General features: G+C 71.7%; 20 protein-coding genes, 1 pseudogene and 1 riboswitch. Of the genes and pseudogenes, 9 read left to right on the top strand and 12 right to left on the bottom strand.

Annotation, left to right across the window (positions count from 1 at the left end; all coding sequences use genetic code 11):
• Positions 1–45: 45 nt before the first annotated feature.
• Positions 46–822: a DUF4031 domain-containing protein gene (locus VJ976_RS07240; RefSeq protein WP_324099451.1), complete on the top strand. Its 777-nt coding sequence runs from the start codon at positions 46–48 to the stop codon at positions 820–822.
• Positions 823–835: 13 nt separating this feature from the next.
• Here VJ976_RS07240 and VJ976_RS07235 read toward each other — a convergent pair whose 3' ends face one another.
• From VJ976_RS07235 to VJ976_RS07205, 7 genes are all read right to left on the bottom strand, one after another.
• On the bottom strand, positions 836–1,549 hold the full coding sequence (locus tag VJ976_RS07235; RefSeq protein WP_324099450.1) for a hypothetical protein: 714 nt from the start codon (positions 1,547–1,549) through the stop codon (positions 836–838).
• The gene (locus VJ976_RS07230) at positions 1,546–1,968 is read right to left on the bottom strand and encodes a hypothetical protein (RefSeq protein ID WP_324099449.1); all 423 of its coding nucleotides are present in this window, start codon (positions 1,966–1,968) and stop codon (positions 1,546–1,548) included. Before VJ976_RS07230 ends, VJ976_RS07235 begins: the two co-directional genes overlap by 4 nt.
• Positions 1,969–2,069: 101 nt before the next feature.
• A complete protein-coding gene (locus VJ976_RS07225) occupies positions 2,070–2,567 on the bottom strand; it encodes a hypothetical protein (RefSeq protein WP_324099448.1) in 498 nt (165 codons plus the stop codon).
• 87 nt (positions 2,568–2,654) lie between these two features.
• A complete protein-coding gene (locus VJ976_RS07220; RefSeq protein ID WP_324099447.1) occupies positions 2,655–3,830 on the bottom strand; it encodes a S1C family serine protease in 1,176 nt (391 codons plus the stop codon).
• A 76-nt stretch (positions 3,831–3,906) separates the two neighbouring features.
• Complete coding sequence (locus VJ976_RS07215; RefSeq protein ID WP_324099446.1) at positions 3,907–5,487, bottom strand: HAMP domain-containing sensor histidine kinase; 1,581 nt, start codon at positions 5,485–5,487, stop codon at positions 3,907–3,909.
• Positions 5,488–5,492: 5 nt separating this feature from the next.
• On the bottom strand, positions 5,493–6,200 hold the full coding sequence (locus tag VJ976_RS07210) for a response regulator transcription factor (protein WP_324099445.1): 708 nt from the start codon (positions 6,198–6,200) through the stop codon (positions 5,493–5,495).
• A gap of 153 nt (positions 6,201–6,353) precedes the next feature.
• Entirely contained in the window at positions 6,354–8,024 is a 1,671-nt protein-coding gene (locus VJ976_RS07205; protein WP_324099444.1) for a DNA repair helicase XPB, read from the bottom strand.
• A 134-nt stretch (positions 8,025–8,158) separates the two neighbouring features.
• Positions 8,159–8,289, top strand: a riboswitch (FMN riboswitch).
• Positions 8,290–8,438: 149 nt separating this feature from the next.
• On the opposite strand from VJ976_RS07205, the gene ribD reads away from it, so the two are divergent.
• The 4 genes and pseudogenes from ribD to ribH all read left to right on the top strand — a co-directional run bounded on the left by ribD (position 8,439) and on the right by ribH (position 11,216).
• Positions 8,439–9,500 carry a bifunctional diaminohydroxyphosphoribosylaminopyrimidine deaminase/5-amino-6-(5-phosphoribosylamino)uracil reductase RibD gene (ribD, locus tag VJ976_RS07200; protein ID WP_324099443.1) on the top strand — a complete coding sequence of 354 codons (1,062 nt, stop codon included), beginning with the start codon at positions 8,439–8,441 and terminating at the stop codon, positions 9,498–9,500.
• 6 nt (positions 9,501–9,506) lie between these two features.
• Positions 9,507–10,115 carry a riboflavin synthase gene (locus VJ976_RS07195; RefSeq protein WP_324099442.1) on the top strand — a complete coding sequence of 203 codons (609 nt, stop codon included), beginning with the start codon at positions 9,507–9,509 and terminating at the stop codon, positions 10,113–10,115.
• A pseudogene (ribB, locus tag VJ976_RS07190) lies at positions 10,108–10,716 on the top strand (3,4-dihydroxy-2-butanone-4-phosphate synthase); the annotation flags it as partial. The gene VJ976_RS07195 and the pseudogene ribB, both read left to right, overlap by 8 nt.
• A gap of 29 nt (positions 10,717–10,745) precedes the next feature.
• Positions 10,746–11,216 (top strand): 6,7-dimethyl-8-ribityllumazine synthase, encoded by a 471-nt coding sequence (gene ribH, locus VJ976_RS07185; RefSeq protein ID WP_324099441.1) that lies wholly within the window; start codon positions 10,746–10,748, stop codon positions 11,214–11,216.
• 19 nt (positions 11,217–11,235) lie between these two features.
• Here ribH and VJ976_RS07180 read toward each other — a convergent pair whose 3' ends face one another.
• Entirely contained in the window at positions 11,236–12,003 is a 768-nt protein-coding gene (locus VJ976_RS07180) for a SurA N-terminal domain-containing protein (RefSeq protein ID WP_324099440.1), read from the bottom strand.
• Between the two features lie 110 nt (positions 12,004–12,113).
• On the opposite strand from VJ976_RS07180, the gene VJ976_RS07175 reads away from it, so the two are divergent.
• Positions 12,114–13,052, top strand: coding sequence for a hydroxymethylglutaryl-CoA lyase (locus VJ976_RS07175; RefSeq protein WP_324099439.1), 939 nt, complete (start codon positions 12,114–12,116; stop codon positions 13,050–13,052).
• A gap of 75 nt (positions 13,053–13,127) precedes the next feature.
• Positions 13,128–15,098, top strand: a complete 1,971-nt coding sequence (locus VJ976_RS07170) for a M13 family metallopeptidase (RefSeq protein ID WP_324099438.1) — start codon at positions 13,128–13,130, stop codon at positions 15,096–15,098.
• Positions 15,099–15,145: 47 nt separating this feature from the next.
• On the opposite strand, the gene VJ976_RS07165 is transcribed toward VJ976_RS07170, so the two are convergent.
• Positions 15,146–17,470, bottom strand: coding sequence for a helicase-associated domain-containing protein (locus VJ976_RS07165; protein WP_324099437.1), 2,325 nt, complete (start codon positions 17,468–17,470; stop codon positions 15,146–15,148).
• Between the two features lie 4 nt (positions 17,471–17,474).
• Complete coding sequence (locus tag VJ976_RS07160) at positions 17,475–17,897, bottom strand: DoxX family protein (protein ID WP_324099436.1); 423 nt, start codon at positions 17,895–17,897, stop codon at positions 17,475–17,477.
• Positions 17,898–17,945: 48 nt separating this feature from the next.
• On the opposite strand from VJ976_RS07160, the gene menD reads away from it, so the two are divergent.
• A complete protein-coding gene (gene menD, locus VJ976_RS07155) occupies positions 17,946–19,691 on the top strand; it encodes a 2-succinyl-5-enolpyruvyl-6-hydroxy-3-cyclohexene-1-carboxylic-acid synthase (protein ID WP_324099435.1) in 1,746 nt (581 codons plus the stop codon).
• Positions 19,692–19,738: 47 nt separating this feature from the next.
• On the opposite strand, the gene VJ976_RS07150 is transcribed toward menD, so the two are convergent.
• Together VJ976_RS07150 and VJ976_RS07145 are read right to left on the bottom strand one after the other, a co-directional pair.
• Positions 19,739–21,277, bottom strand: coding sequence for a PIG-L family deacetylase (locus tag VJ976_RS07150; RefSeq protein WP_324099434.1), 1,539 nt, complete (start codon positions 21,275–21,277; stop codon positions 19,739–19,741).
• Positions 21,278–21,386: 109 nt separating this feature from the next.
• Positions 21,387–22,745: a GNAT family N-acetyltransferase gene (locus VJ976_RS07145; protein WP_324099433.1), complete on the bottom strand. Its 1,359-nt coding sequence runs from the start codon at positions 22,743–22,745 to the stop codon at positions 21,387–21,389.
• Between the two features lie 96 nt (positions 22,746–22,841).
• On the opposite strand from VJ976_RS07145, the gene VJ976_RS07140 reads away from it, so the two are divergent.
• Positions 22,842–24,086: MFS transporter (locus VJ976_RS07140; protein WP_324099432.1), on the top strand; the 1,245-nt coding region annotated here is incomplete at its 3' end.

The following is a 24,086-nucleotide window of genomic DNA, read 5'->3' as shown; positions in this document are numbered from 1 at the left end:
CGTCTCCGCCCCAACCGAGACGTCGGACGGATAGGCTCGACCACCGTGACGGTCTGGGTCGATCCGCCGGCTTGGCCGGCGCACGGCACCGTCTGGTCTCACGTCATCAGCGACACCTCCTTCGAGGAGCTGCACGCCTTCGCAAGCCGTGCCGGGATCCCGCCTCGCTCGTTCGAGGGGGACCATTACGACATCCCTGCCCACCGGTATGCCGACGTGGTGGCGGCCGGGGCCGAGCAGACCACCGGGCGGGACCTGGCTCGCCGCCTCGCCCGCAGCGGCCTGCGCTTTCGCAAGCGCAAGGGGGAGAGGCCGCTGGCTCGCTACGCCGATGCGCTGCTCGCCGTGGGGGCGCCACACCTGCTCGACGTGGTCGCCTCCCCGCTCGAACCACCTGAAGGCAGCGGTGCGGCTGTCGTCCTGGTCAGTGACGGGACCCGGATGGTCTTGGTACGCAACGACTCTCGCGTGGGCTGGTCGCCACCGGGGGGCAAGCGCGAGCCGTCGGAGACGGTGAGGCAGGCCGCGGTGCGGGAGCTGACCGAGGAGACCGGGCTCGTGGCCTCGCCCCACGACCTGCGACCCGTGGGGTACGAGCGCATCACGATCCCACCCGGGCAGGCCATCGGCATCTGGAGCGACGACCGCCCGAACTACATCGCCGTCTTCGCCGCACCGCTGCGCCCGGTCGAGCCGGTAGGGCCACGGGAGGACGACGTGCTCGAGGCGCACTGGGTGGCGTTCGCCGACGCTCGCAGCCGGTGCGGCCACGAGCCCTGGTGGCTGCTGGTCCAGGCCTGGCTCGAGGAGATCTCGCCGTGAGTCGTCGGTGCGTTCACCCGCCCGAGAGGGTGGCCAGCTCCCCCTCGATGTTGCGCCGGGCGGTGGCGCTCCAGCACCGACGGGCGTGCTCGGTGCGGTACAGGTCCTCGCGGCCGGCGAAGGAGCGCAGTACACGAGCGCGGCCATGAGCGAACAGCTCGCGCGGCACGTGCTCGTACTCCTGGCGAACCTGGCGGGCGTACTGGGCGTAGCGCTGCGGCGGGGCGGACAGGATCCACAGGTCGGCATCGTGGAAGACATCCATGAGCAGTCCATCCTGACCCGCCCCGGCTCCATCGGCGGCCGGGCCAGGGGGCTCGTGGTCGACGGTCATCAGGACCAGCCTCTCGACGAGGTCGACGTCCTCGGCACCGACACCGAGCCGGTGCAGGTGGTCCCGCGCCATCGCGGCGCTGCGGTGCTCGTTGCTGCCGGGTGTGGCCCGCGGGTCGTAGGCGAGGTCGTGATACCAGACGGCGATCCGCACGCACCCCAGCGGCCGCGCGGGCAGCCTCGGCGGTCGTCGAGTGACCTCGGCGACGGCAGTCAACATCTCCGCCACGTGCTGCAACGAGTGGTAGGCGCGGTGGGGCTCGGTCCACGCCCGGATGACCCGCTGTGCTTCGGCCTCACGCAGCGGGGCGTCCGCACCGGGAGCCAGTGCCGCGATGTCGGCCATGAAGTGCTCGCGAGCCTGCTCCACCGCCCAGGGCGCGGCGCGAGTCATACCTCGGTCTGGGTCTGCGCCGACACGTGCTTCGTCCAGCGCTGGTGCAGGCGCGTATCGCCCTTGGCCAACGGCGTCTCGGCGACCCGCCCGGCGTGGCTCACGACCGCGAGGTGGGTGACCAGGGGCCCAGGTGGGTCAGCCGTGACGTCAGCGATATCGGCCCACGCCCACGACCACGGTGGGCCGAAGCCGGAGCGCACGGCAATGCCGTGGTCGTCAGTGCGGACCCACCGCAGCCGGGCGCGTACGGCCAGCACGACTCCCACCATGAGCCAGGCGAGCCCGAACGGCCAGACCCAGGAGGTCGCACCCTCCACCAGGCTGCTGGCGACCCACGCCGGAGCGATGACGGCTTGCGCCGCCCAGACGGCAGTGATCAGACCCGTCGCCCGAGGCCTCAGCTTGTCCGCGTCCATACCTGCCTTCCTCGCCGGTCATCTCGAGAGTACGGCAGGCGGCTCAACGGCCGGCGGGCACCCGGGCCTCGGGGCACCCGGGCCCCCGGGGCCACGGACCGTCAGCCGAAGGAGAGAGCGTCCTTGGTGCTGCTGGAGATGTCGCTGGCCAGGCCCTTGGCCGAGCCGGTGGCGCTCTTCGCCGCGGACTTGGCTGCTCCGAGCGCGCTCTGCAGGGTCAGGGTCACACCGGCAGCGACGAGCCAGGTGTCCTTGGCCAGAAGCAGACCGTCAGGGGTGGGCCGGATGCTGTTCTCCATGCGCATCCCGGGGACCTGCCAGTACATCCCGAGAAGCGCTGTCCCGAAGCCGGCCACTGCGGTCCCGGCCGCCGCGGAGGGCACGGTGGGCAGGAGCAGGGCGGTGCCCAGGGCGATCTCGCCGTAGGCCAGCAGCTCGGTGAAGTCCTTCGGCTTGATCTCCTTGAACATCGGATACGCGGTGCTGGCCATCCCGTGGATCCCGGCCGCGGTCTCCTCGTCGGCACCCAGCTTGGTGATGCCGGAGTTGAGGATGAACGCGCCGGTGGCCAGGCGCAAGGGCAGGTGGGTGGGGTGCATCAAGGCTCCTGAAGTGGGATCAACACGTGTCAGGCGATCATGCGTTGCCCTCGCGGTGGCGTCAACAGCACCGTCGTCGACGAAGCCTCAGGGGTTGTCGTCCGGTCGCGTGTCCAGGGTGACGGTCACCGACCCACGCGACCCGTCGCGCACGTACTCGATCTCGGTCTCGGCACCTGTGCGCCGCCCTCTCACCTGGGCGACCAGAGCGGTGGGGCTGCTGATCCGCTCTCCATCGATGGCGACGATCAGGTCACCCCTGGCGAGCTCGGCGCCGGCGGCCGGCGAGTCCGGCTCCACCTGCGTGACCTGCGCGCCGGCCAGGGTCGCGCCGTCCACCTGGGCCTCGCCGGCGGTCAGTCCCACCCCGAGGAAGGCGTGCTCGGCCACCCCGTTCTCGATGAGCTGCTCGACGATGCCGGTCGCCGAGGACATCGGAATGGCGAACCCGATGCCGATGCTCCCGCTCTGCTGGCCCGTGGCAGTGGGCAGCGAGGCGATGGAGGAGTTGATGCCGACCAGGCGGCCCCGAGCGTCCACCAGGGCGCCCCCGGAGTTGCCCGGATTGATGGCGGCACTGGTCTGGATGGCGTTGGTGACGGCCGCGCTGGTGGGGTCGCCCCGCTCCAGTGGCTGGGTGCTGACCGGGCGGTCGAGGGCGCTGACGATGCCCGTGGTGACGGTCCCGGACAGGCCCAGCGGGTTGCCGATCGCCATCACCGGGTCGCCGACACCGAGGTCGGCGTCGTCGCCGATACTGATCGGGCGCAGGTCCGAGGGACCATCCTGCAGCCGCAGCACCGCCAGGTCGGTCGAGGCATCCGTGCCCGTGATCTCGGCCGCGTAGCTGCGCCCGTCGCTCAGGGTGACCTGCACCCGCTCGCCGCCGGCCACGACGTGCGCGTTGGTCACGATGTGCCCGTCGCCGTCCCAGACGACACCGGAGCCCTCGCCGCCGCCCGCAGCCGTCTGCACCTCGATCGAGACCACACTCGGCGTCACCTGCGCGGCCACCCCGCTCCACGCCTCCGAGTCCTGGTAGGAGGCGGTCGTGGCGTTGGTGTCGGGCTCCGCTCGCTCCGGCTCGCCGGCCGAGGTCACCTCGCGCCCGTCCTGACCGGCGCTGAGGATGCCGTAGGTGCCCCCGGTGGCCAGGATGGCAGAGAGCAGGCCGACGGCACCGAGCTGCAACAGGCTGGTCCGTGGCGGGGTCGAGGTCGCTGGCATGCGCTTCTCCGGTTCGGGATCGGTGAGGTGGGACACGGCTCCTATCAGACACCCTCTGTCTCGACATCGACTGTCCGCCGGCTGTGGATCGCCTGAACGCGGCGCTCGGTCCTCATCGGCGCGAAGCCCGCGAGGGCCGGGCCGGCAGACCGCGGCTGTTCTTGGGGGTCTGTGGTGATCGCGGGCCTGTCTCGGCATGCGGGCCGACGCCGTCGGGATCGGCCGGCGGCTCCGCGGAGTCGGTCACCAGGGGAAGCTCCACGCGGAAGGTGGCCCCCCCGCCTTCGGTGGGGTAGTGCCGCACCGAGCCGGCATGTCGGGCCACGATGGTGGCGACGATCGCGAGCCCGAGGCCCGTCCCGCCGCGTTCGCGGCTTCGGCCGGCGTCCGCCCGGTAGAACCGCTCGAAGACCCGGTCGGCAACCGCGGGGTCGATGCCCTCCCCGTGGTCACGCACCTCCACCACGCACCGGTCCTCGGCCACGCCGAGTGCTACCTCGATGCCGGTGCCCGCCGGTGTGTGCGTCGTCGCGTTGGCCACCAGGTTGGTCAGGACCTGTCGCAAGGCTCCGTCGTCGCCGGAGGTGACCGGTGGCACGCGCTGGGCACCGAAGGGCACGAGGGTGACCGTGCGTTCGGGGGCTCGCACCACGGCATCCTGGACGACGTCGGAGCACAGGACGGTCAGGTCGACCGGCTCCTGCTCCATCCGACCGGTGCTGTCCCACCGGGTGAGCAGCAACAGCGACTCGACCATCCGCGTCATCCGGTTCGCCTCGCCCTCGATCCGTCGCATGGCGGCGGCCACGTCTTCGGGGTCGGTGACAGCGCCGACGCGGTAGAGCTCGGCATAGCCTTGGACCGTGGCCAGCGGGGTGCGCAGCTCGTGCGAGGCGTCCGCCACGAACTGGCGCATCCGTGCCTCGGATGCCTTCCGGACGGCGAAAGCCTGCTCGATGTCGGCGAGCATGATGTTGAGCGAGTCGGACAGCGACGCGACCTCGTCCTTGGCGCCGGGGGTCGGGACGCGTCGCCCGAGATCACCGGCGGCGATCGCCGAGGCGGTGTCCTCGATGCGCGACAACGGCCGGAAGGCGCGCCGCACCGCCATCCATCCCAGCACCGAGACCGCGGCGAGAGTGCCCGCTCCGACCACGAAGGTGAGGACCCAGAGCTGGCTCACCGTGTTCTCGATCGGGCTCATCGGCGCGGCGATGGCCACGGTGCCCTCGTCGTTGGACAGCCGCGCGGTCAGGACCCGCCACTGGGTGGCGCCGCTCTGCGACTCCGCGGTGAACGGGCCACGAGCCAGGCTGGGGTCATCGAGCTCCACCCGGCCCAGGTCCGGGTGATCCATGTTCGTCGCCTCGGTGACGAAGGGGAAGGGAGTGGAGTCCTCGGCCTGCAGGGTCAGCACGACGTAGTAGTTGTTCGGGGGCACCGTGCGGGTCGCGAACGGCTCTCCCTCGACGGCCTGCTGGTAGGCCTGCCTCCCCAGCGGCTCGATGTACTGCTGCAGGTCGGCGTCCATCCGCTGGGTCAGGTAGCCGCGGAGCAGCATGATCGTCACCGAGGTCGTGACCAGGTAGGCCACGAGCACCATCAGCACGACCACCGCAACCAGGCGCTTGGTCAGCGACAGGGCGTGCAGCCGCTGGTATGCCGTCTGCTTGAGAGAGCGGACGACGCTCACCGTTCTCAGTTGCGCGGCGCGCGCAGGACGTATCCCACGCCCCGTTTGGTGTGGATCAGCGGCTCGCCGTCGCGGTCGATCTTGCGTCGCAGGTAGGAGATGTAGGACTCCACGATGCCCATCTCGCCGCGGAAGTCATAGTCCCAGACGTGGTCCAGGATCTGCGCCTTGGACAGCACACGCCCGCTGTTGACCATGAGGTAGCGCAACAGCTTGAACTCGGTGGGGGAGACCTCGATGACCTTGCCGGCCCGGCGTACCTCGTGGCTGTCCTCATCCAGCTCGAGATCAGCGACCTGCAGGGTCATGTCGTCCTCGGGCTCCCCGTCCTGGGTGCGGCGCAGCACGGCGCGTATCCGGGCCACGACCTCCTCCAGGCTGAACGGCTTGGTCACGTAGTCGTCCCCACCGACGGTCAGCCCGGTGACCTTGTCGTCCAGGGAGTCCCGGGCGGTGAGGAACAGGATGGGAAGCTCGCGCCCGAGGTCGCGCAGCCGCCGCGTCACCGCGAACCCGTCCATGTCGGGCAGCATCACGTCCATCACCGCAAGGTCGGGGTCGTGCTCCTGGGCCAGCTCCAGGGCGGTGGCACCGTCGGGGGCGGCGTGGACCTCGAACCCGGCGAACTTCAGGCTGGTCGAGAGCAGGTCACGGATGTTGGTCTCGTCCTCGACGATGAGAAGAGTGGCCTCTGGCGTGCTCATGGTGATCATTGTCCTCAGTCAAACTGGGAGCCGCCTGAGAGTCTACTGTGAAGGCGCCTCGGGTGTGGGGCAGCGAGTCTGCACTCCCAGCCCTCGGAGCCACCTCCAGCCTCGAGTTCGAGGCTGGAGGTGGCGTCAAGTGGCTGGGGGTGCAGGCAGGGGCTACGGGGTCGAGGCGACGTCGTCCAGGTCCTCCAACCCGTCGAGGTCGCTGGCATCGACGATCCGGTAGCCGTAGCCCTGCTCGGACAGGAACCGCTGCCGGTGGGCCGCGAAGTCCGCGTCCACGGTGTCCCGAGCCACGACGCTGTAGAAGTGCGCGGTCCGGCCATCGCCCTTGGGACGGAGCAGCCGGCCCAGTCGCTGCGCCTCCTCCTGCCGGGAGCCGAAGGTGCCCGAAACCTGGATGGCCACCGAGGCCTCGGGGAGGTCGATCGAGAAGTTGGCCACCTTGCTGACCACCAGCAGCGGTAGCGTGCCGTCGCGGAACTGCCCGAACAGCCGCTGGCGGGCGGCCACAGTGGTGCTGCCGGTGATCAGCGGCGCCTCCAGACGCTCGGCCAGCGTCTCCAGCTGGTCGAGGTACTGCCCGATGACCAAGGTCTGCTGCCCGGAGTGCCGGCGCACCAGCTCGGTGACGACGCCCTCCTTCTCGGCGGCACAGGAGGCGAACCGGTAGCGCTCGTCGGGCTCGGACACGGCGTAGGCCATGCGCATGGACTCGCTCAGGCTCACCCGGACCTCCACGCAGTCCGCCGGGGCGATGTACCCCTGGGCCTCGATGTCCTTCCACGGCGCGTCGAAGCGCTTGGGCCCGATAAGGGAGAACACGTCGGACTCGCGCCCGTCCTCGCGCACCAGAGTCGCCGTCAGTCCCAGCCGGCGCCGCGCCTGCAGGTCAGCAGTCATCCGGAAGATCGGTGCCGGCAGCAGGTGCACCTCGTCGTAGAGGATGAGCCCCCAGTCACGGGCGTCGAGCAGGTCCAGGTGCGGGTAGACACCTTTGCGCTTGTGCGTGAGCACCTGGTAGGTGGCGATGGTGACCGGTCGGACATCTTTGCGGGCACCGCTGTACTCGCCGATCTCCTCCTCCGTCAGCGAGGTGCGGTTCACCAGCTCCTCGCGCCACTGCCGTGCGGCCACGGTGTTGGTCACCAGGATCAAGGTCGTGCTGCTCGAGCGGGCCATGGCACCGGCCCCGACCAGGGTCTTGCCCGCGCCGCACGGCAGCACCACCACCCCCGAGCCGCCGTCCCAGAAGCCGTCGACGGCCTGCTGCTGGTAGGGCCGCAACGACCAGTCGCGCTGAGCCAGCGCGATCGGGTGCGCCTCCCCGTCGACGTACCCGGCGAGGTCCTCGGCCGGCCAGCCCACCTTGAGCAGCTCCTGCTTGAGGTGGCCCCGCTCGCTCGGGTGCACCGCCACGGTGTCGGCGTCCACCCGGTCCCCGATGAGTGGGCGGATCTTCTTGTGCCGCAGGATCTCGGTCAACACGGCCCGGTCGGTGGTGCGCAGCAGGAGGGTCCCGTCCTCGGCCTTGGTCAACGTCAGCCGCCCGTAGCGGTCCATCGTCTCGGCCACGTCCACCAGCAGGGCGTGGGGCACGGGGTAGCGACTGTGCCGCACCAGTGCGTCGACCACCTGCTCAGCATCATGGCCGGCCGCCCGCGCGTTCCAGAGTCCGAGCGGAGTCACCCGGTAGGTGTGGACGTGCTCAGGGGCCCGCTCCAGCTCGGCGAACGGCGCCACCGCCCGCCGCGCCTGCTCGGCATCGGGGTGGTCCACCTCGAGCAGTAGCGTCTTGTCGGACTGCACGATCAACGATCCGGTCATCGCGAGGGCAACGCCCGGGTGGCGAGGGGGCATTCCCGGTGGCAGTCCGTCCCGCGGGCTGCCCGGTCTCGCTGCCCCGCCGCGGTGCGAGAGGTCGGTGGTGCCCATGTCTTCCCCGGAGGTATGGTGCGTCGGTACGCGCTCCGGGGTCGGTGCAACTCCGAACCGGCGGTGACAGTCCGCGACCCGGCCGCAGCCAGCGGTCGGTTGATCTGGTGAAAATCCAGGACCGACGGTGAAAGTCCGGATGGTAGGCAGCGCGTCGCCTGCAGGCCAGCAGGCCGGTGGTCAGGGAGACACCGACGGCGAGTAGACCGTCGTTGGTGCTCACCCGCCGGACCACCGTCGTGGCGTCTGCCACACCCGCCCCGGAGCTCGGCATGGACCGACGTAGACCGGGAGGCGGTGAACGACGTGACGCGACCTACCACCATGCCGACCTCGCCGAGCCCACACCGGGGCCCCGTGCGTGAGACCGACCTCGAGATGCTGGCACGCTGCGTCACCGAGGCCCTGCGCGGTCCGGAGGTCGACCCCAACCCCCGTGTGGGCTGCCTCGTCGTCGACTCCTCCGGCCACGTCGCGGGGACCGGGCACCATGACGGCGCCGGGAGCCCACACGCGGAGGTGGTCGCGCTGGCCCAGGCCGGCGATCGGGCGGAGGGCGGTACCGCCTACGTCACCCTGGAACCGTGTGGCCACACCGGGCGCACGCCACCGTGTACCCACGCGCTGTACGAGGCCGGGGTACGACGGGTCGTCTACGCGCGCGCCGACCCGGACCCCCGAGCCGCCGGTGGTGCCGCGTGGCTGACCGCGCAGGGGGTCGCTGCCGAGCAGGTCGAGGTGGCCGAGGCCGACGACATCGTGCACCACTGGGCCTTCGCCGTCGCGGTCGGCCGGCCCTGGGTCACCTGGAAGATCGCCGCCACCCTCGACGGAAGGGTGGCGGCCGCGGATGGCTCGAGCGCCTGGGTGACCTCCCCGGAGGCGCGCGCGGACGGTCACGAGCTCCGTGCACGATGCGGTGCGGTCCTCGTCGGCACCGGCACTGTCCTGGCCGACGACCCCAGCCTGACCGCGCGGCGTTCCGACGGCACTCTGCACCCCCACCAGCCCCTGCGCGTCGTCGCCGGCACGCGCGACCTGCCCTCGGCCGCCCGCCTGGAGCCGGCGCTGCACGTGCGCACCCACGAGGCCAGCGAGGTGATGGCCGCCCTGCACTCCCGCGGGGTGCGCCGGGTGCTGCTGGAGGGTGGGCCGACGCTGGCCGCTGCGTTCTGGCGCGCGGGCCTGGTCGACGAGGTCGTGACCTACCTGGCCCCCGCGCTGCTGGGCTCCGGAGCGGCTGCGGTCGCTGACCTCGGCATCGACACCATCGACGACATCGCCCGCCTGGAGGTCAGCGAGGTAGCCCGCGTCGGGCCGGATGTGCGCATCACGGCCCGTCCCCACAGACAACCCGGAAGGGACTGAACGCGCATGTTCACCGGCATCGTCGAAGAGCTCGGCGTCGTCACGCAGATCACCCACGCTCGGGACTCGGCCCGGCTGCAGATCGAGGGCGAGGTGGTCACCCAGGACGTCAGCCATGGCGACTCCATCAGCGTCAACGGGGTGTGCCTGACGGTCACGCAGAGCGACGGCGCCACCTTCGAGACGGACGTGATGGCTCAGACGCTGCAGCACAGCAGCATCGGTGGCCTCGAGCCAGGAAGCCCCGTGAACCTGGAGCGAGCCCTGCGTGTCGACGGCCGCTTCGGCGGTCACGTCGTGCAGGGCCATGTCGAGACCACCACGAGCCTGCTGCGACGCGAGCCCGGCGAGGCATGGGAGGTGCTCACCTTCGCCTTGCCCGCGGCCGTAGCCCGGTATCTCGTGGCCCAGGGCTCGGTCACCCTCGACGGCGTCTCCCTCACCGTGAGCCACCTGGGGCACGACACGTTCTCGGTGTCGCTCATCCCGACCACGCTGTCCATGACCACACTGGGTTCGCTGGCGACCGGGCGCAGCGTCAACGTCGAGGTGGACGTCCTGGCCAAGTACGTCGAGCGGCTGCTGACCCCGCGCGGAGGTGAGGACGATGAGTGAGACGGTGGACGTCGCCGTCAGCACCCTGCGCGCAGGACGACCCGTGCTGGTCACCGACGACGCGCACCGCGAGAACGAAGGCGACGTCGTCCTGGCCGCCCAGACCCTCACCGCGGCCTGGATGGGCTGGACCATCCGGCACACCTCGGGCTACGTGTGCGCCCCGATGCCGATGGAGTGGGCGGACCGGCTCGACCTGCCCCTGATGGTGGCCCCGCGGGACAACGAGGACCGCTACCGCACGGCCTACGCGATCACCGTCGACGCGGCGGCCGGTGTGGGCACGGGCATCAGCGCCACCGACCGGGCGCGCACCGTGCGCGTGCTGGGTGACCCCAGCGCCACCCCGGCCGACCTGACGCGGCCCGGACACGTGGTGCCGCTGCGCGCGCGCGTCGGCGGCGTGCTGGAACGCCCGGGGCACACCGAGGCCGCGGTGGACCTGTGCCGGATCGCGGGGGTCACGCCGGTCGCGGCGATCGCCGAGCTCGTCGACGACACCGGCGAGATGCTGCGCGGCGCTGCGGTGCACGCGCTGGCCCGAACGGCGCACCTGCCTGTGTTGTCCATCGCCGAGCTCGTGGCACACTGCCAAGCCCATCCCGGGCAACCACGTGAGGAGAGTCGGCGATGAGTGGTGCGGGCGCACCGGCACTGGACGTCGACGGCACCGGGATGCGGATAGCCGTGGTCTCAGCGCTGTGGCACGAACAGGTGATGGACGGCCTGCGCGCCGGGGCGGACCGTGCGCTGGAGCGCGCCGGCACCAGCCGGATCACTCGCATCACGGTCCCCGGCAGCTTCGAGCTGCCCGTGGCCTGCGCCCGGCTGGCCCGCTCGGGGCGCTACGACGCCCTGGTGGCCCTCGGCGTGGTGATCCGCGGAGGTACGCCGCACTTCGAGTACGTCTGTCAGGCGGCGACCCAGGGGCTGGTCGAGGTCTCGGTGGACACCGGCCTGCCCATCGGCTTCGGGGTGCTGACCTGTGACACCGAGGAGCAGGCGCTCGCGCGCGCCGGACTGTCGGGCTCGGTGGAGGACAAGGGCGAGGAGGCCGCGCTGGCCGCGCTGCGGACCGCCGTCACCCTGCGCACGCTCTAGCTCGTGCGGCGGCGCTCGATCACAAGTTGACCGTGATGTCGGCCTCGTCGCGTAGCTGCTTGACCAGGCGGTCCACCGCGGCGGCCTCTGCCTCCTGCTCGAGCTGCTGGCGAAGCTGGGGCTGGACGTCCTCGAACGGCGGGATGGACGCGGCCGCGGCGTCCTCGCCCTGGCCCTCCTGCTGCTCGGTGAGCTTGTCGTAGAGCTCCTGCTGCTCCTTCTTCGACGGGGCATCGACCTTGCCTTCGGCGGCAACGTACTTCTCCACCAGCAGCTGCTTCTCGACCTCGCGGCGGACCTGCTTCTCGGTGAAGTCCTGCTCCTTGAGCACCCCCATGAACTCCTCGACCGAGGCCATCCCGTTGCCGGTCGCCAGCCGCTCGAGCGTGTTCTGGATCTCCTTGTCCGTCACCGAGATGTCCTCGTCCTGCGCCGCCTGGACCAGGAGCAGGCTGTTGACCATATCGCGAGCGGTCTCCTCCTTCAGCTCCTGCTGGTCCACCTCGCCGCCGGCCTGCTGCGACTGCATCGCGGCCTGCTGGAACTGGCCCTCGTAGGCCTGCACGAACTCCTCGCGCGAGATCTCCTCGTCGTTCACCTCGGCGACCACCTTCGGCACGTCCTCCACGTCGGCCTCCGGAGCCTGCTGACCCTCGGGTCCCTGGCTCGTGGCGGCGTCGTCGCTGCTTGGCTGGGCGTCCTCGGAGTCGCCTCCGCAGGCCGCCAGGAGGGTGACGGCGGCGAGCGCGGCGGCAGTGGCCGCACGGGTCAGGAACGAGTGCTTCATGGGATCCCCTCGTGGAACATGCGAACGCGCGACGCTAACACGGCCCACCCGGCCGGCTGCTGAGAAAGCACTCAGCCCGCGTCCAGGCTCGAAGGTGGCACAGTGAACGCATGGCACTGCCCATGGTCGAGCCGCGCGAGGGGATGCCCTCGCGCGTCGTGGTCTACGAGGTCGGGCCGAGGGACGGCCTGCAGAACGAGCCCGTGACGGTTCCCGTCGAGGTCAAGGCGGAGTTCGTCGGTCGGCTGCTGGCCTGCGGCCTGCAGACCGTGGAGCTGACCTCCTTCGTGCCACGCTCCTGGGTCCCCCAGCTCGGGGACGCGGAGGAGCTGCTGGCGATGCTCGGGGCCGAGGTGAACCCTGCCGGTCGTGTCGTGCTGGTGCCCAACGAGCGTGGGCTGGACCGGGCGGTGGCGGCCGGAGCGCGAGCGGTGGCCATCTTCGCCAGCGCGACCGAGTCCTTCGCCCGGCGCAACCTCAACCGCTCGGTGGCGGAGTCGATGGCCATGTTCGCCCCCGTGGTCCGACGGGCGCGGCAGGAGGGCATGTGGGTGCGTGGCTACGTCTCGATGTGCTTCGGCGACCCGTGGGAAGGGCCCGTGCCCACGGCCCAGGTCGCGCGGGTCTGCGAGGAGCTGCTCGCCCTGGGCTGTGACCAGGTGAGTCTGGGTGACACGATCGGGGTCGGCACGCCGGGGCACGTGGAGGCGCTGCTGGGTGAGCTGGCCGGCGTCGGGGTGGGCGCGGACCGTCTCGCGGTGCACTTTCACGACACCTACGGCCAAGCACTGAGCAACACCCTCGCTGCGCTGAACCTCGGAGTGAGCACGGTGGACGCCTCCGCCGGTGGCCTCGGGGGCTGTCCCTATGCCCAGTCGGCCACCGGTAACCTCGCCACCGAGGACCTGGTGTGGGCGCTGACGGGCCTCGGTATCGAGCATGGAGTCGACCTGGAGGCCCTGGTCCGGACCAGCGTGTGGATGTCCTCTCACCTCGGCCGGTCTTCCCCCAGTGCGGTGGTCCGCGCGCTCGCCGACACAGGTGGGTAGCCCTCTCCCGCGATGCGGTGCGACAGCACCGACGGTGCCGCACCGGGCACGGAGGAAACCGCATACGGTGGGGGGATGGACTCAGGTATCGACCGCTCCTGCATGAAGACCGGCGTCCGTCCCCAGGACGACCTCTTCGGTCACGTGAACGGGTCGTGGGTCGAGACCACGCAGATCCCGTCGGACCGGAGCCGGTACGGGGCTTTCGACGTGCTGCGGGAGAACGCGGAAGCCAACGTCCGCGAGCTGATCGAGCGGGCCGCGGATGGCCACCCCGGCGCGGACAGCCCGGAGGGCAAGGTGGGAGCGCTGTACGCCAGCTTCATGGACACGGCCGCCATCGACAACCTCGACACCAGCCCGGTGGTCGAGGCGCTGCGGTCGATCGCGGCCGTGGACGACAGCAGCGGGGTCTGCCGGGTCTCGGCCCGGCTCCAGCGGGAGGGGGCGACCGGACTCGTTCACCTCTGGGTGACCGCCGACGCCGGCAGTCCCGAGGACTACGTCGTGTACCTGCACCAGGGCGGTCTGGGCCTGCCGGACGAGTCGTACTACACCGAGGCGGCCCACGAGGCGGCGCGCCAGGCCTATCGGGCCTACCTGGGGCAGCTGCTGGACCTCGCGTCGACGGCCATCGCAGAAGCCGGGCTGGACCTGGGCGAGGGTGCGGTCGAGCGGGTCTACGCCGTGGAGGAGCGCATCGCCGGACACCACTGGGACCGGGTCGAGGCGCGCGATGCGGTGAAGTCGTACACCAAGCTGACCTCCAGCGAGCTCGCGCAGCGGGCTCCCGGGTGGGACTGGGCAGCCTGGGCTGCCGGTCTGGGTGCTCCGGACGGCGCCTTCGACGTGGTGGTCGCCCGGCAGCCGGACGTCTTGTGCGCCATCGGCGACGCGCTCGCCGAGGTACCGGTCGGCGACTGGCGCGCCTGGCTGACGGTCCGGTTGCTGGATGCCACCGCGCCGTACCTGCCCGAGGCCTTCGTGCAGGCGCACTTCGCCTTCCACGGCACCGCGCTCAGCGGCACGCCCGAGATCAGGCAGCGCTGGAAGCGGGGCGTGGGCCTGGTGGAGAAGCTGCTGGGTGAGGCTGCCGGTCGGATGTACGTCGCCGAGCACTACCCACCGCACGCCCGGGCCCGGATGGAGGCCCTGGTCGGCAACGTCGTGGAGGCCTTCCGGCAGCGCATCAACGAGCTGGAGTGGATGGGACCTCAGACCCGCGAGCGCGCCGTGGAGAAGCTCGACGCCTTCCGTCCCAAGATCGGACACCCGGCGACCTGGCGCGACTACGGGGCCTACGACGTCGACCCGGCGGATCTGGTGGGAAACGTCCGCCGGGGCCACGCTTTCGACAGCGACTACGAGCTGGGCAAGATCGGCGGACCGATCGACCGCGAGGAGTGGTTGATGACGCCGCAGACCGTGAACGCCTACTACCACCCGATGCTCAACGAGATCGTGTTCCCCGCGGCGATCCTGCAGCCCCCGTTCTTCACCGTCGACGCCGACGACGCGGTCAACTACGGCGGGATCGGTGGCGTGATCGCGCACGAGATCGGGCACGGCTTCGACGACCAGGGGTCCCGCTACGCCGGAGACGGGTCGCTGACCGACTGGTGGACCGAGCAGGACCGGACCGCGTTCGAGGAGCGTGCTCAGCGGCTGATCCGACAGTTCGAGGGACTGTCTCCGCGCGAGGTGCCGGACATCACCGTCAACGGCGGGCTGACGGTGGGTGAGAACATCGGCGACCTGTGTGGGCTGGAGATGGCCTTCACCGCCTACCGGCTGGCGACCGCAGATGGGGCTCCTGTCGTCGACGGCTGGACGGGGGAGCAGCGGTTCTTCCTGGGCTGGGCTCAGGTGTGGCGTAGCAAGGCACGGGTGGAAGAGGCCAGGCGCCTCATCGCGACCGACCCCCACGCCCCGGCTGACCTGCGTGGGAACACGGTGCGTAACGTCGACGCGTTCCACGAGGCCTTCGGGTCGGCACCGGGCGACGCGCTGTGGCTCGAGCCTGCCGACCGGGTCCGGATCTTCTGACCCCTCGCCCGGCGCTGACAGCGGGCACCGGCGCGTGGTGGGGACGCCTACTCGGCGATGCGGGCACCGGTCACCCGGTGCAGCAGCAGCGTCCGGGCCTGGTTCGCCTCGCCGACGGTGGCCAGCACCCGGCCCGCCTCGATGAGGTGCGGCCGGATGAGCATGCGTCGCACGCTCCCCACCTCGTCGACGTAGCCGACCCAGACCGACAGGTCCCCCGCGGCGGCTTCGCGCAGCACCGACGCGGTCACCGCAGGGTCGGTCGAGACGATCGGGCCATCCGGGTCCTCCGGGGGCCGCGCCGTGCGCTCCTGCTCGCCGCGACGCATCGAGGCCACGACGGCGCCGGCGACCTCGGCGTCGACGCCTGTGACGCGCACGGGGTCGGGGAGACGACGCGTCGTCCGGTAGTGCCGACCCGCGGCCAGGGCAACCTGCCCGTCGACCCCCTCGGCCAAGGGGGCGTACTCCTGCTCGCGCAGCACCTCCAGGACGGTGGCCGCCGGCATCGGGGAGACGAGGACGGTGGGGGCCAGCCGCCGCAACGCCAGCAGGCCCAGGGCGCGGTCGGACGCCGCGCGGTCGAGCAGGGCCTCGTCGTCCGAGCGGACGTAGGAGGCGGCGGAGCCGACCCGGGCCACGCCGTGTCGGCGGGCGACGTCTCGCACCAGGTACTCCAGCGGTTGAGGCACGCCGGTGCGGCTGAGCAGGGCGATCTCGGCGAGAAGGCGGTCCGCCGACCACCCGGCATCCAGCGCGCGCCGGACACTGGCCTCGGAGATCCGGTGCACCGTAGCGCCGCCTCGGGACTCCACGTCCCCCACCAGCCGCATGAGCGACTGGGCCGCTGGCGCCAACCTTCCTGGTGCGACCGCCGTCAGGTCCGCCTGCACGAGCACGTGGTCGACCGCGGGTGGAATGAGCCGGGCCATCGCCTGAGCCGCGGCGGCCCCGGTCTCGGTCTCGCGGTCGGCGTGGGTATGCAGGTCGTCGATGAGATGCCGTCCGGGGATGCTCAGCGTGCCTCGGCCGACGAGGGCAGCCCACTCCGCCTCACGCCGGATCACGTCCACGGCGCTCTCGGGCCGCTCCGAACCGGCCCGGCGCAGGCGCCGGGGGTGGCGCCACCGCAGCAGGTCGAGAATGCCCTCGTCGTCGGGAGCGGACCCGACCGGCAGCGAGGCGAGTACGCCCAGCACATCGAGCCGGCGTTGCCGGGCCATCGGTGAGCCCGTCTGGGTGGACAGGGCGTTGATGCGGCCCGTCTCCGAGGCGCCGACCAGCGACGCCGCGGCGGGCATGTGAAGCCAGGCCCCGGCCAGCCGCAGCCACCCCTGCTCGGGTGCCATCTCGAGCCAGTCGTCCGCCTCCCCGGTCGGCATCCACACATCGGCCTCGCCTCGTGGCCCTCCCGTGGTGTCACCACGCGCGAACAGACCGGCGGCATGCGCCACCTCGACCAGCCAGGCCGCCTGCACCAGGTCGACCTCCAGATGCCGGGCCACCGCGCGCAGGTCGCGCACCGCGACCCCGCCGCTGCGCAGGACCCGGGGTGGCGAGGAGCCCCAGAGGTTGACGAGCTCGGCGGCGAGCACGAGCAGCTCCGCCGCACGACCGCCCACCGTGGCGTCGGCCACGTCCGGGTCGACATGCGGGCTCGTCTCTTCGAGACCGGGGGGGTGCAGGCTGGGGTCGCGGTAGAGCCGACCCTCGCGCAGGCACAGCCCCACTTGACGTGGGAGCACGACGTGGGAGGAGTCGGTGCGATGCAGCAGGCCTGCCTCCAGGAGCATCCGACCGGCAGCGCCGACCGAGCCGGGGGGCGTGTGGTCGTCAGCCGAGAGCACACCGGTCGGTGGCCCCCAGGTGAGAGCGGCCAGGATCGACCGGGACTGGGGGTCGAGATCAGCCAAGAGCACCTGCAGGTCCTCACCCTCCGGGGTGCCGGGCAGCCAGGGGCCGAGGCCGGCCGGGTCGCCGACGGCCTCGGCGGCAGCCCGCGCCACGTGCAGTCCGTCGGGGCCCCGCCACAGCAGGGCCAGCGCCCGGAGCTCCTCGAGCAGCTCGGTCACACGCGGCGACCCCTCCCGCTCGTCGAGCAGACGCGCGACCTGCTGCTCGTTCGCCGGCGCGGCGAGCGTCACCGCCTCCACGGTGCGCAGGTGGGCCAGGTCGAGCCGGTCCAGGGCGCGTGCCGTGCTGGCGCGGGTGTTCGCCCGTGCGGCCAGCGTCGTCAGGTCACCCGGCGCCGGTCGTGCGAGGTCGGGGCGCGCGATCAGCAGGCCGGTGAGCTCCTCGTCGCTGCGGCTTCGCAGGTCCTCGGCCAAGGAGCGCCCGGCGGCCCCGGGTGCCGGCGGCGAGGATGAGGACACGGGCTCACCGTAGTCGGCGTGGGCGAGCCACGGGTGTGCCGTCCCTCGAGCGGAAGGCGCGCCAGCCGATCATGACCAGGGGCCACTGCAGGGGCACACGGACCACGGTCGCCGCGAACATCGCGGCGGTGGCGGGGTCCGGACGGCGTTGCAGTCGGCGCGCCCACATCAGGGACATCTGCACGTTCGAGGGGAGCACCCCGACCAGAAGTCCGGCGCTGGCCAGCCCCGCGAGCCGCCGGGTCCACGGCAGGGCCAACCCGGCCGCACAGGTGAGCTCGGCGATCCCGGAGCCGACGACCGTCTCGCGCTCGTAGGGGCTGAGCGCCGGCGGGATGATGGGCTCGAAGATCTGCGGTCGCACGAGGTGCAGCGTCCCCGACCCACCGAACAGCGCGACCAGGAGCCAGTGGTTGGGCCTGCGCACGACCCCACCGTGACACACCCGCACCGGGCCGGGTGACAGGATCGAGGGATGCACCCCTCGACCGCGCTGGCCACCGTGCTGGTGGACGAGTCGTTGCGGTGCGGCGTGCGCGACGTCGTGCTGTGCCCCGGGTCGCGGTCGGCACCCCTGGCCTACGCGGCGCGGGCTGCCGAACGGTCGGGCCGGGTGCGCTTGCACGTGCGGGTGGACGAGCGCAGCGCCGGCTTCCTGGCCCTGGGACTGGCCAAGGTCTCCCGCCGGCCGGCGGTGCTCATCACCACCTCGGGCACTGCGGTCGCCAACCTGCATCCCGCCGTGTTGGAGGCGGCTCACGCTCAGGTGCCCCTGGTGGTGATGTCGGCTGACCGCCCGGCGGAGCTGCGGGGCACCGGGGCGAACCAGACGACGGTGCAGCCGGGCATCTTCGCCGCGGCCCTGCGTTTCGAGCACGACCAGCCCCCGGCCCAGGGAAGGGCAGGCGAGCAGGCATCGTGGCGCACCACCGTGTGTCGAGCCTGGGCGGCCGCGGTGGGCGCGAACGGGGACCCGGGCCCGGTCCATCTCAACGTCGCGTTCCGCGAGCCGTTGGCGCCCTCGGTCGAGCGCGGCGAGTCCGGTGACGAATGGCCCGAGGCGCTGGCAGGCCGCGGGGAGGGACGGCCCTGGGTCCGCGTGCCAAAGCCGACGCCGACGCCGACGCCGACGCGCATGCTCAGTACCGACCGGGAGCCCGCGCGTACCCGCACGCTCATGGTCCTGGGTGACCTGCCGGACCCGGCGATGGCCGACTCCGCCCTTCGGCTGGCCGCGGCCCACGACTGGCCGGTCATCGCGGAGCCGTTCGGGGCGCGTCCAGCAGACGCTGACGTCGGCACCACTGTGCTGCCGCACGGTCCGCTGCTTCTGGCGGACGCCGAGCTCATGCGTCGGTGGCCGCCGCAACGGATCGTCACCGTCGGCCGGCCCACGCTGCACCGCGAGGTCACCGACCTGAGCCGGAGGAGCGACGTCACGCACGAGCAGGTCACCGCGTCGCGTCAGTGGACCGACCCGACGCACCTGGCCTCCCGGGTGCGCTCGTGGAGCGAGTTCATCCGGGATGGCCACCCCCAGGTCGAGCCCGGGTGGGCGCAGGCCTGGCAGCAGGCGGGTCGGGCCCTGGCCTCCCGCCTGGCCGGCGGACCAGGGTCCGAAGTGTCCTCAGTCGCCGTCGCCGCCACCGTGCTGAACACGATGAGCGACGGGGACACCCTGGTGCTGGGCTCGTCGAACGCGCCCCGCGACGTGAGCCTGGCGGACCCGGGCGCAGGGGCCGGCCGCATCGTGGTCGGCAACCGGGGCCTGGCCGGCATCGATGGCACCGTCTCCACGGCGGCGGGGGTTGCGCTGGCCTCGTCCGGTCGCGTGGTGGCCCTCATGGGGGACCTGACCTTCCAGCACGACGCCAACGGCTTGATGATCGGCCCGCTGGAGCCCCGGTGCGACCTGACCATCGTGGTCAGCAACGACAACGGCGGGGGGATCTTCGCGACCTTGGAGTACGGTCGCCCGGAGCTCGCGGAGGACTACGAGAGGCTGTTCGCCACCGCCACCCACACCCGCATCGGCCAGTTGTGCGCCGCGCATGGAGTGTCGTACGTCGCGGCGGGCAGCCTTGAGGAGCTGGCCACCGCGCTGCAGCCCGCCGACGCGGGTCTGCGGGTCGTCGAGGTGCATGTCGACCCGGCGGTGGACCGCCGGGTGCGTACAGCCTGGAGGCAGAGGGCGGTCGGGGGCGACGCGAGCATGCCGTGAGGGAGGCACCAGAGGGCGACCACCGCCGCCCAGCAGCCTCCGGTCCGTCAAGGGCCGGGATCGCCGGTCGGCTGGTACCCGAACGAGGTCATCACCGCTGAGCAGCGGCGTTCGATCCGCTCCAGGTTCTCCGGGCCGAAGAACGCCTCCGGGGTGACGGACCGGTCGCCCAACGGCTGGTACTGGTGGTCCTGTTGGCCCGAGATGTCCTGTTGGACCGGGTATCCCAGCTCAAGGGCGAGCCCTTCGATGGCGGGTCGCTTGGCCGCGTCGAAATCCTCGTAGCGCACCAGGGTCATCCGGTCGGCAGCTTCGCGGTAGACCTTGTTCGCCCGGACCCAGCGGTCGGCCAGAACGTCGATGTAGTGGCCTCCGCCCTCGCCGAAGCTCGAGCCGGTGAGGATGGTGTGCCACCCCGGAAGCCGCTCCCGCAGGTGTGCCTCCTGTTCCGGCGACAAGCCGTCCAGGTCCCCCGGCAGCTTCAACCGGTTCAGGACGCTGCGGATGTTCTGGCGCGGGTCACGCACCACGAACACGTACTTCGCGTCGGGGAAGGCACGCTCCAACGAGGCATGCAGGAAGGTGAAGTCGTTGTCCTTGAGCACGGTCGTGGCGAAGGAGCGGGGGTGCTCGTTCGCCAGGGTCTGCAGCGCGGGGTTGCCCTCGAGCAGGTCCTTGAGCGTCAGCTTGTGTCGATAGAGCACGTCGTGGGCGTACGTCTGACCGATGCACTCGGCCAGCAGGGCACCGATCGCGGTGCTCCCCGACTTCTGGTTGCCGAGCACGAAGACTGCGGTTGACCCCGGTGCACCTCCGGCGCCGTCGGCTTGGGCCCGACGCCGGCGCCGGGGCCGAGGGTGCTGGATGACTCCGGTCTCAGGGGCCGGCTCGGTGATCCTGCTGCGGTATCCCTTCTCGGCCAGCGCGCGGAACTCGGCGCGCACGGACAGCTGACCGAAGTGCCGGTACGCCGCCACGGCGATCGAGACCGAGTCAGCGGTGCTCTCGCGTGGCCGGTAGACCCTGCCCTTACCCTTCATCAGCGGGGACAGCGAGAAGTACGCGTGCGCCGGCTCCAGTAGCCGCAGGCCGGCGGCCACGGCTCGGTGGTCGGGGTGGTAGTCCTCCTGGTGCGCGGCGGCGTAGAACCATGCGCGCCTGCTGTTGAGCGGCGCCAGCGCATCGCGGACCCGCTCGGGGGTGAGGTCGCCTTCGCGCAGACCCAGCCGGATGATCTCTCCGGTGCCGCCGGTCAAAGCCGACCAGGCCGCAGCCTGTTCGGCCCGGCGGAACTCCTGCTCATACTCCGGTGACCAGCCCATCCGTCGCGCCCGGCCCGAGGCGCCGCCGTCGGTGACGGCCACCAGCACCAGCCGGCGCCGGGTGGCTTCGCGGACGCGGCCGAGGTACCCCGACAAGCGCAGCGTCTCGTCGTCGGGGTGGGGTGAGACGACGTAGGTGACGCCCTGCCGGGACCGATGCGGAAGGCGCCGCTCGACGGCGCGAGCGGTTTGACGAAGCTGCCGGCGGCGTTGCTCCGGCAACGTCCGGGCCAGGCGTCTGGCGGTGCGGCGGAGGGGGGGCATTGCTCCAGGCTAGAGGCGCGTGGCACCACGGGCGTGCAGATGCGGCGACACGTCCCGGTGCTCGCCGCCACCTGCTGCGCTGGTGAGCCGACGTCGGTCGCCGCCGTCGTCAGAAGCCGCTGGTGCCCATGGGCTCGACGTCGGCGCGCATCGCCCGGGAGAGCCGGCGCAGCGCGCCGGCACGGTGCTCGAGCACCGTGCCGGCGGCTGCCTGCGAGGCAAGAGACCGGCCGCCGAGGTAGCTCGAGCCCAGCACCTCGACACCCATGCTCAGCTCCGCCGGGTCCTCGGTGCGCACGCACCGCGCCGCTCCGGCGTCGTCCACCGTCAACCGCCACCGCCCGGCGTTCCAGGGGCAGGTCTCGTCGGCCACCTCGAGCACCACGTCCGTCGGCGCCGCGAAGCCGCGCTGCACCAACGCCGCCGGCAGGTCGACCAGGCGCAGCCACAACGCGTCGTGGACCCGCGTCGCGGCCGCTCGGGGACCACCGGCCCACCACACCAGGGGGTCGTCGGTGCTGCGCCCGTGAACGGTGACCTTGGTGATGAGGTCGAAGTCGAGCAGTCGCCGGGCCAAGGCGTACAGGGCCGGAGCGTCCGTCGCCGCCATCTCGCCGACGATCATCTCGCCGGTCGCGTTCATGTGCTCATCCCACTTCTGCTCCCGTTGCAGGGTCGCGTAGCCGACGGGGTGGCCGTCCCGGGAGGCGAACAGCACCTGACGTCGCTCCCTGGCCCCGCGAGCCACCGGGAAGTCGCGGAAGAACTCTCGCGTGGTGAGCGCGTTCCGTGCGGCGATACCCAGGGTGGCGGCCGCCGCGCGCTCGTGCGCGGCCTGCAGCGCGCGGGCCGTCTCATCGTCCCCGGCGCTCATCAGGTGCGTCGCCACGTCGTCCGCCGCCGACCGGACCCGGTTCGGCACGTTGAGCTCGGCGCCGGCACCGAACACGAGGTTGACCTGGAGGGAGGCCGGACCGTAGCCATAGCGTCCGTAGATGCCGACATCCGCCGCCCACAACGCCGAGACCGCCTCGGCCCCCTCGTCGCGCAGCCGGTGCAGGTAGGCACGCATCATGGCGCGCAGGATGCCGCGGCGGCGGTGGTCCGGATGAACCGCGACCCAGCTCAACCCCGATGTCGGTACCTGGACCGGCCTGGACGCCCCGGGCACGGTCAGACGCATGTCGAAGGCTCCGTACATGCCGACCAGCGGGGGAACCCCGGTGCCCGCGGGCGTGGGGGTGGCCACCGGTGGGCCCTCGACCCCCTGGCCGCGCGCATAGTCGAACGCCCCCATGACCTCAGCGGCGCTGGCGCCTGGCGTCACCTCGAACCAGACCTGCTCCTCGAGCACCAGCATGCGTTGGGCGTCGGCGTCGGTCAGCTCCACGAGACGGTAGGGCCACTGTCGTCCGGTGGTCTCGATGGGCCCGCTGGTCTTGGGATGGGTATCGGTCTGGTCCTCCACCCGGACAAGCATGGACCTGGGCTCAGGCTGTGAGCCAGTGATTTTCAGCGTGACCTCGGACCTGACACGGTGCCTCGGACCTGACATGGTGCCTCGGTGCGCCCCGCACCTGCTTCCGCACCCACGACCGCTGGCGGCTCCCCCGTCGCGGTCATGGTGGTGTTCGCGGTAGCGGGACTGGTGCTGTCGCAGGCGTTGGCGCGGATCCCGGCAGTGCGCGACGCCGTGGGGGCGAGTATCGGAGAGCTGGGGCTGGCTCTGGTCGGAGGTGGTCTGGGCTCGTTGCTGGCCATGCCCTTCACCGGTCTGCTGGTCGACCGCTACGGCAGCAGGGCGGTCGTCCGTGTCGCCCTCGTGCTGGCCTCACTGGGGTGGGGTTCGCTGTCTCTGGTGAGCTCACCGTGGATGCTCAGTGGGCTGCTCGTGCTCACCGGTGCGCCCTTCGGCGTCTGGGACGTCGCCATGAACGTGCAGGGCAGCCACGTGGAGAAGGTGCGGTCCCGCTCGCTCATGCCGTTCTTCCACGCGGCGTTCTCCGCCGGAACCGTGGCGGGCGCCGGCGTGGGGGCGCTGTCGGCCTACCTCGGCATCGGCCTGGTGCAGCTGCCGGTCGTCGCCGCGGGCGGCATGGTCGTCGGGCTGGTCGCCGTCCGTCGTTTCGTGCCCGAAGGCCCCGACGAGCCGTCCACCCTCCAGGGCCAGCCTCCTTCCCCGGTCCGCGAGGTCAGCAGGGAGCCGTCCGAGGCGAGCGAACGGACTGCGGGACGGCGCGGAGTCACCCGGCTGGAGATTCTCATCGGCGTGGTGTGCCTGGGGGGCGCACTGGCGGAGGGTTCGGCCAACGACTGGCTCGCCCTGCTCCTCGTCGATGTGCAGGGTGCCCCGCCGGCTTACGGCGCTCTGGCCTTCATGGTGTTCAACGTGGCGATGACGACCGGGCGGCTGCTCGGAAGCCCCGCTATCAACCGATTCGGCCGGCAGCGCGTCGTCCAGGGCGGCGGGATCCTGGCGAGCATCGGCATCCTGATGGTCTCCCAGGTGCCCTCCCTGCCCGTGGCCCTCGTCGGTGGGCTGGTGTGGGGGCTGGGGACCGCAACGATCTTCCCCGCCGCCCTCTCCGCGGCCGGGGAGGTGCCCGGGCGAGGTAACCGCGCCATCACCGTGGTCAGCACCATCGCCTACGGGGCGTTCTTGTTCGGCGCACCCACGATCGGGCTGATGGCCGAAGTGGTCGGCCTGGACCGCGCGCTGTTCATGGTGATCGGCTGTGCGCTACTCATGGTGGCGCTGGCCCGGACGCTGAACCCCTCCGTGATCGCCGGGCACTTCGCCTCACCCTCA

Source organism: Ornithinimicrobium sp., assembly GCF_035267225.1.
In the GTDB taxonomy this organism is placed as follows: Bacteria; Actinomycetota; Actinomycetes; order Actinomycetales; family Dermatophilaceae; genus Ornithinicoccus.
Note: the sequence above shows the minus strand (reverse complement) of the source record. Positions and strands in the feature narration are given on the sequence as shown.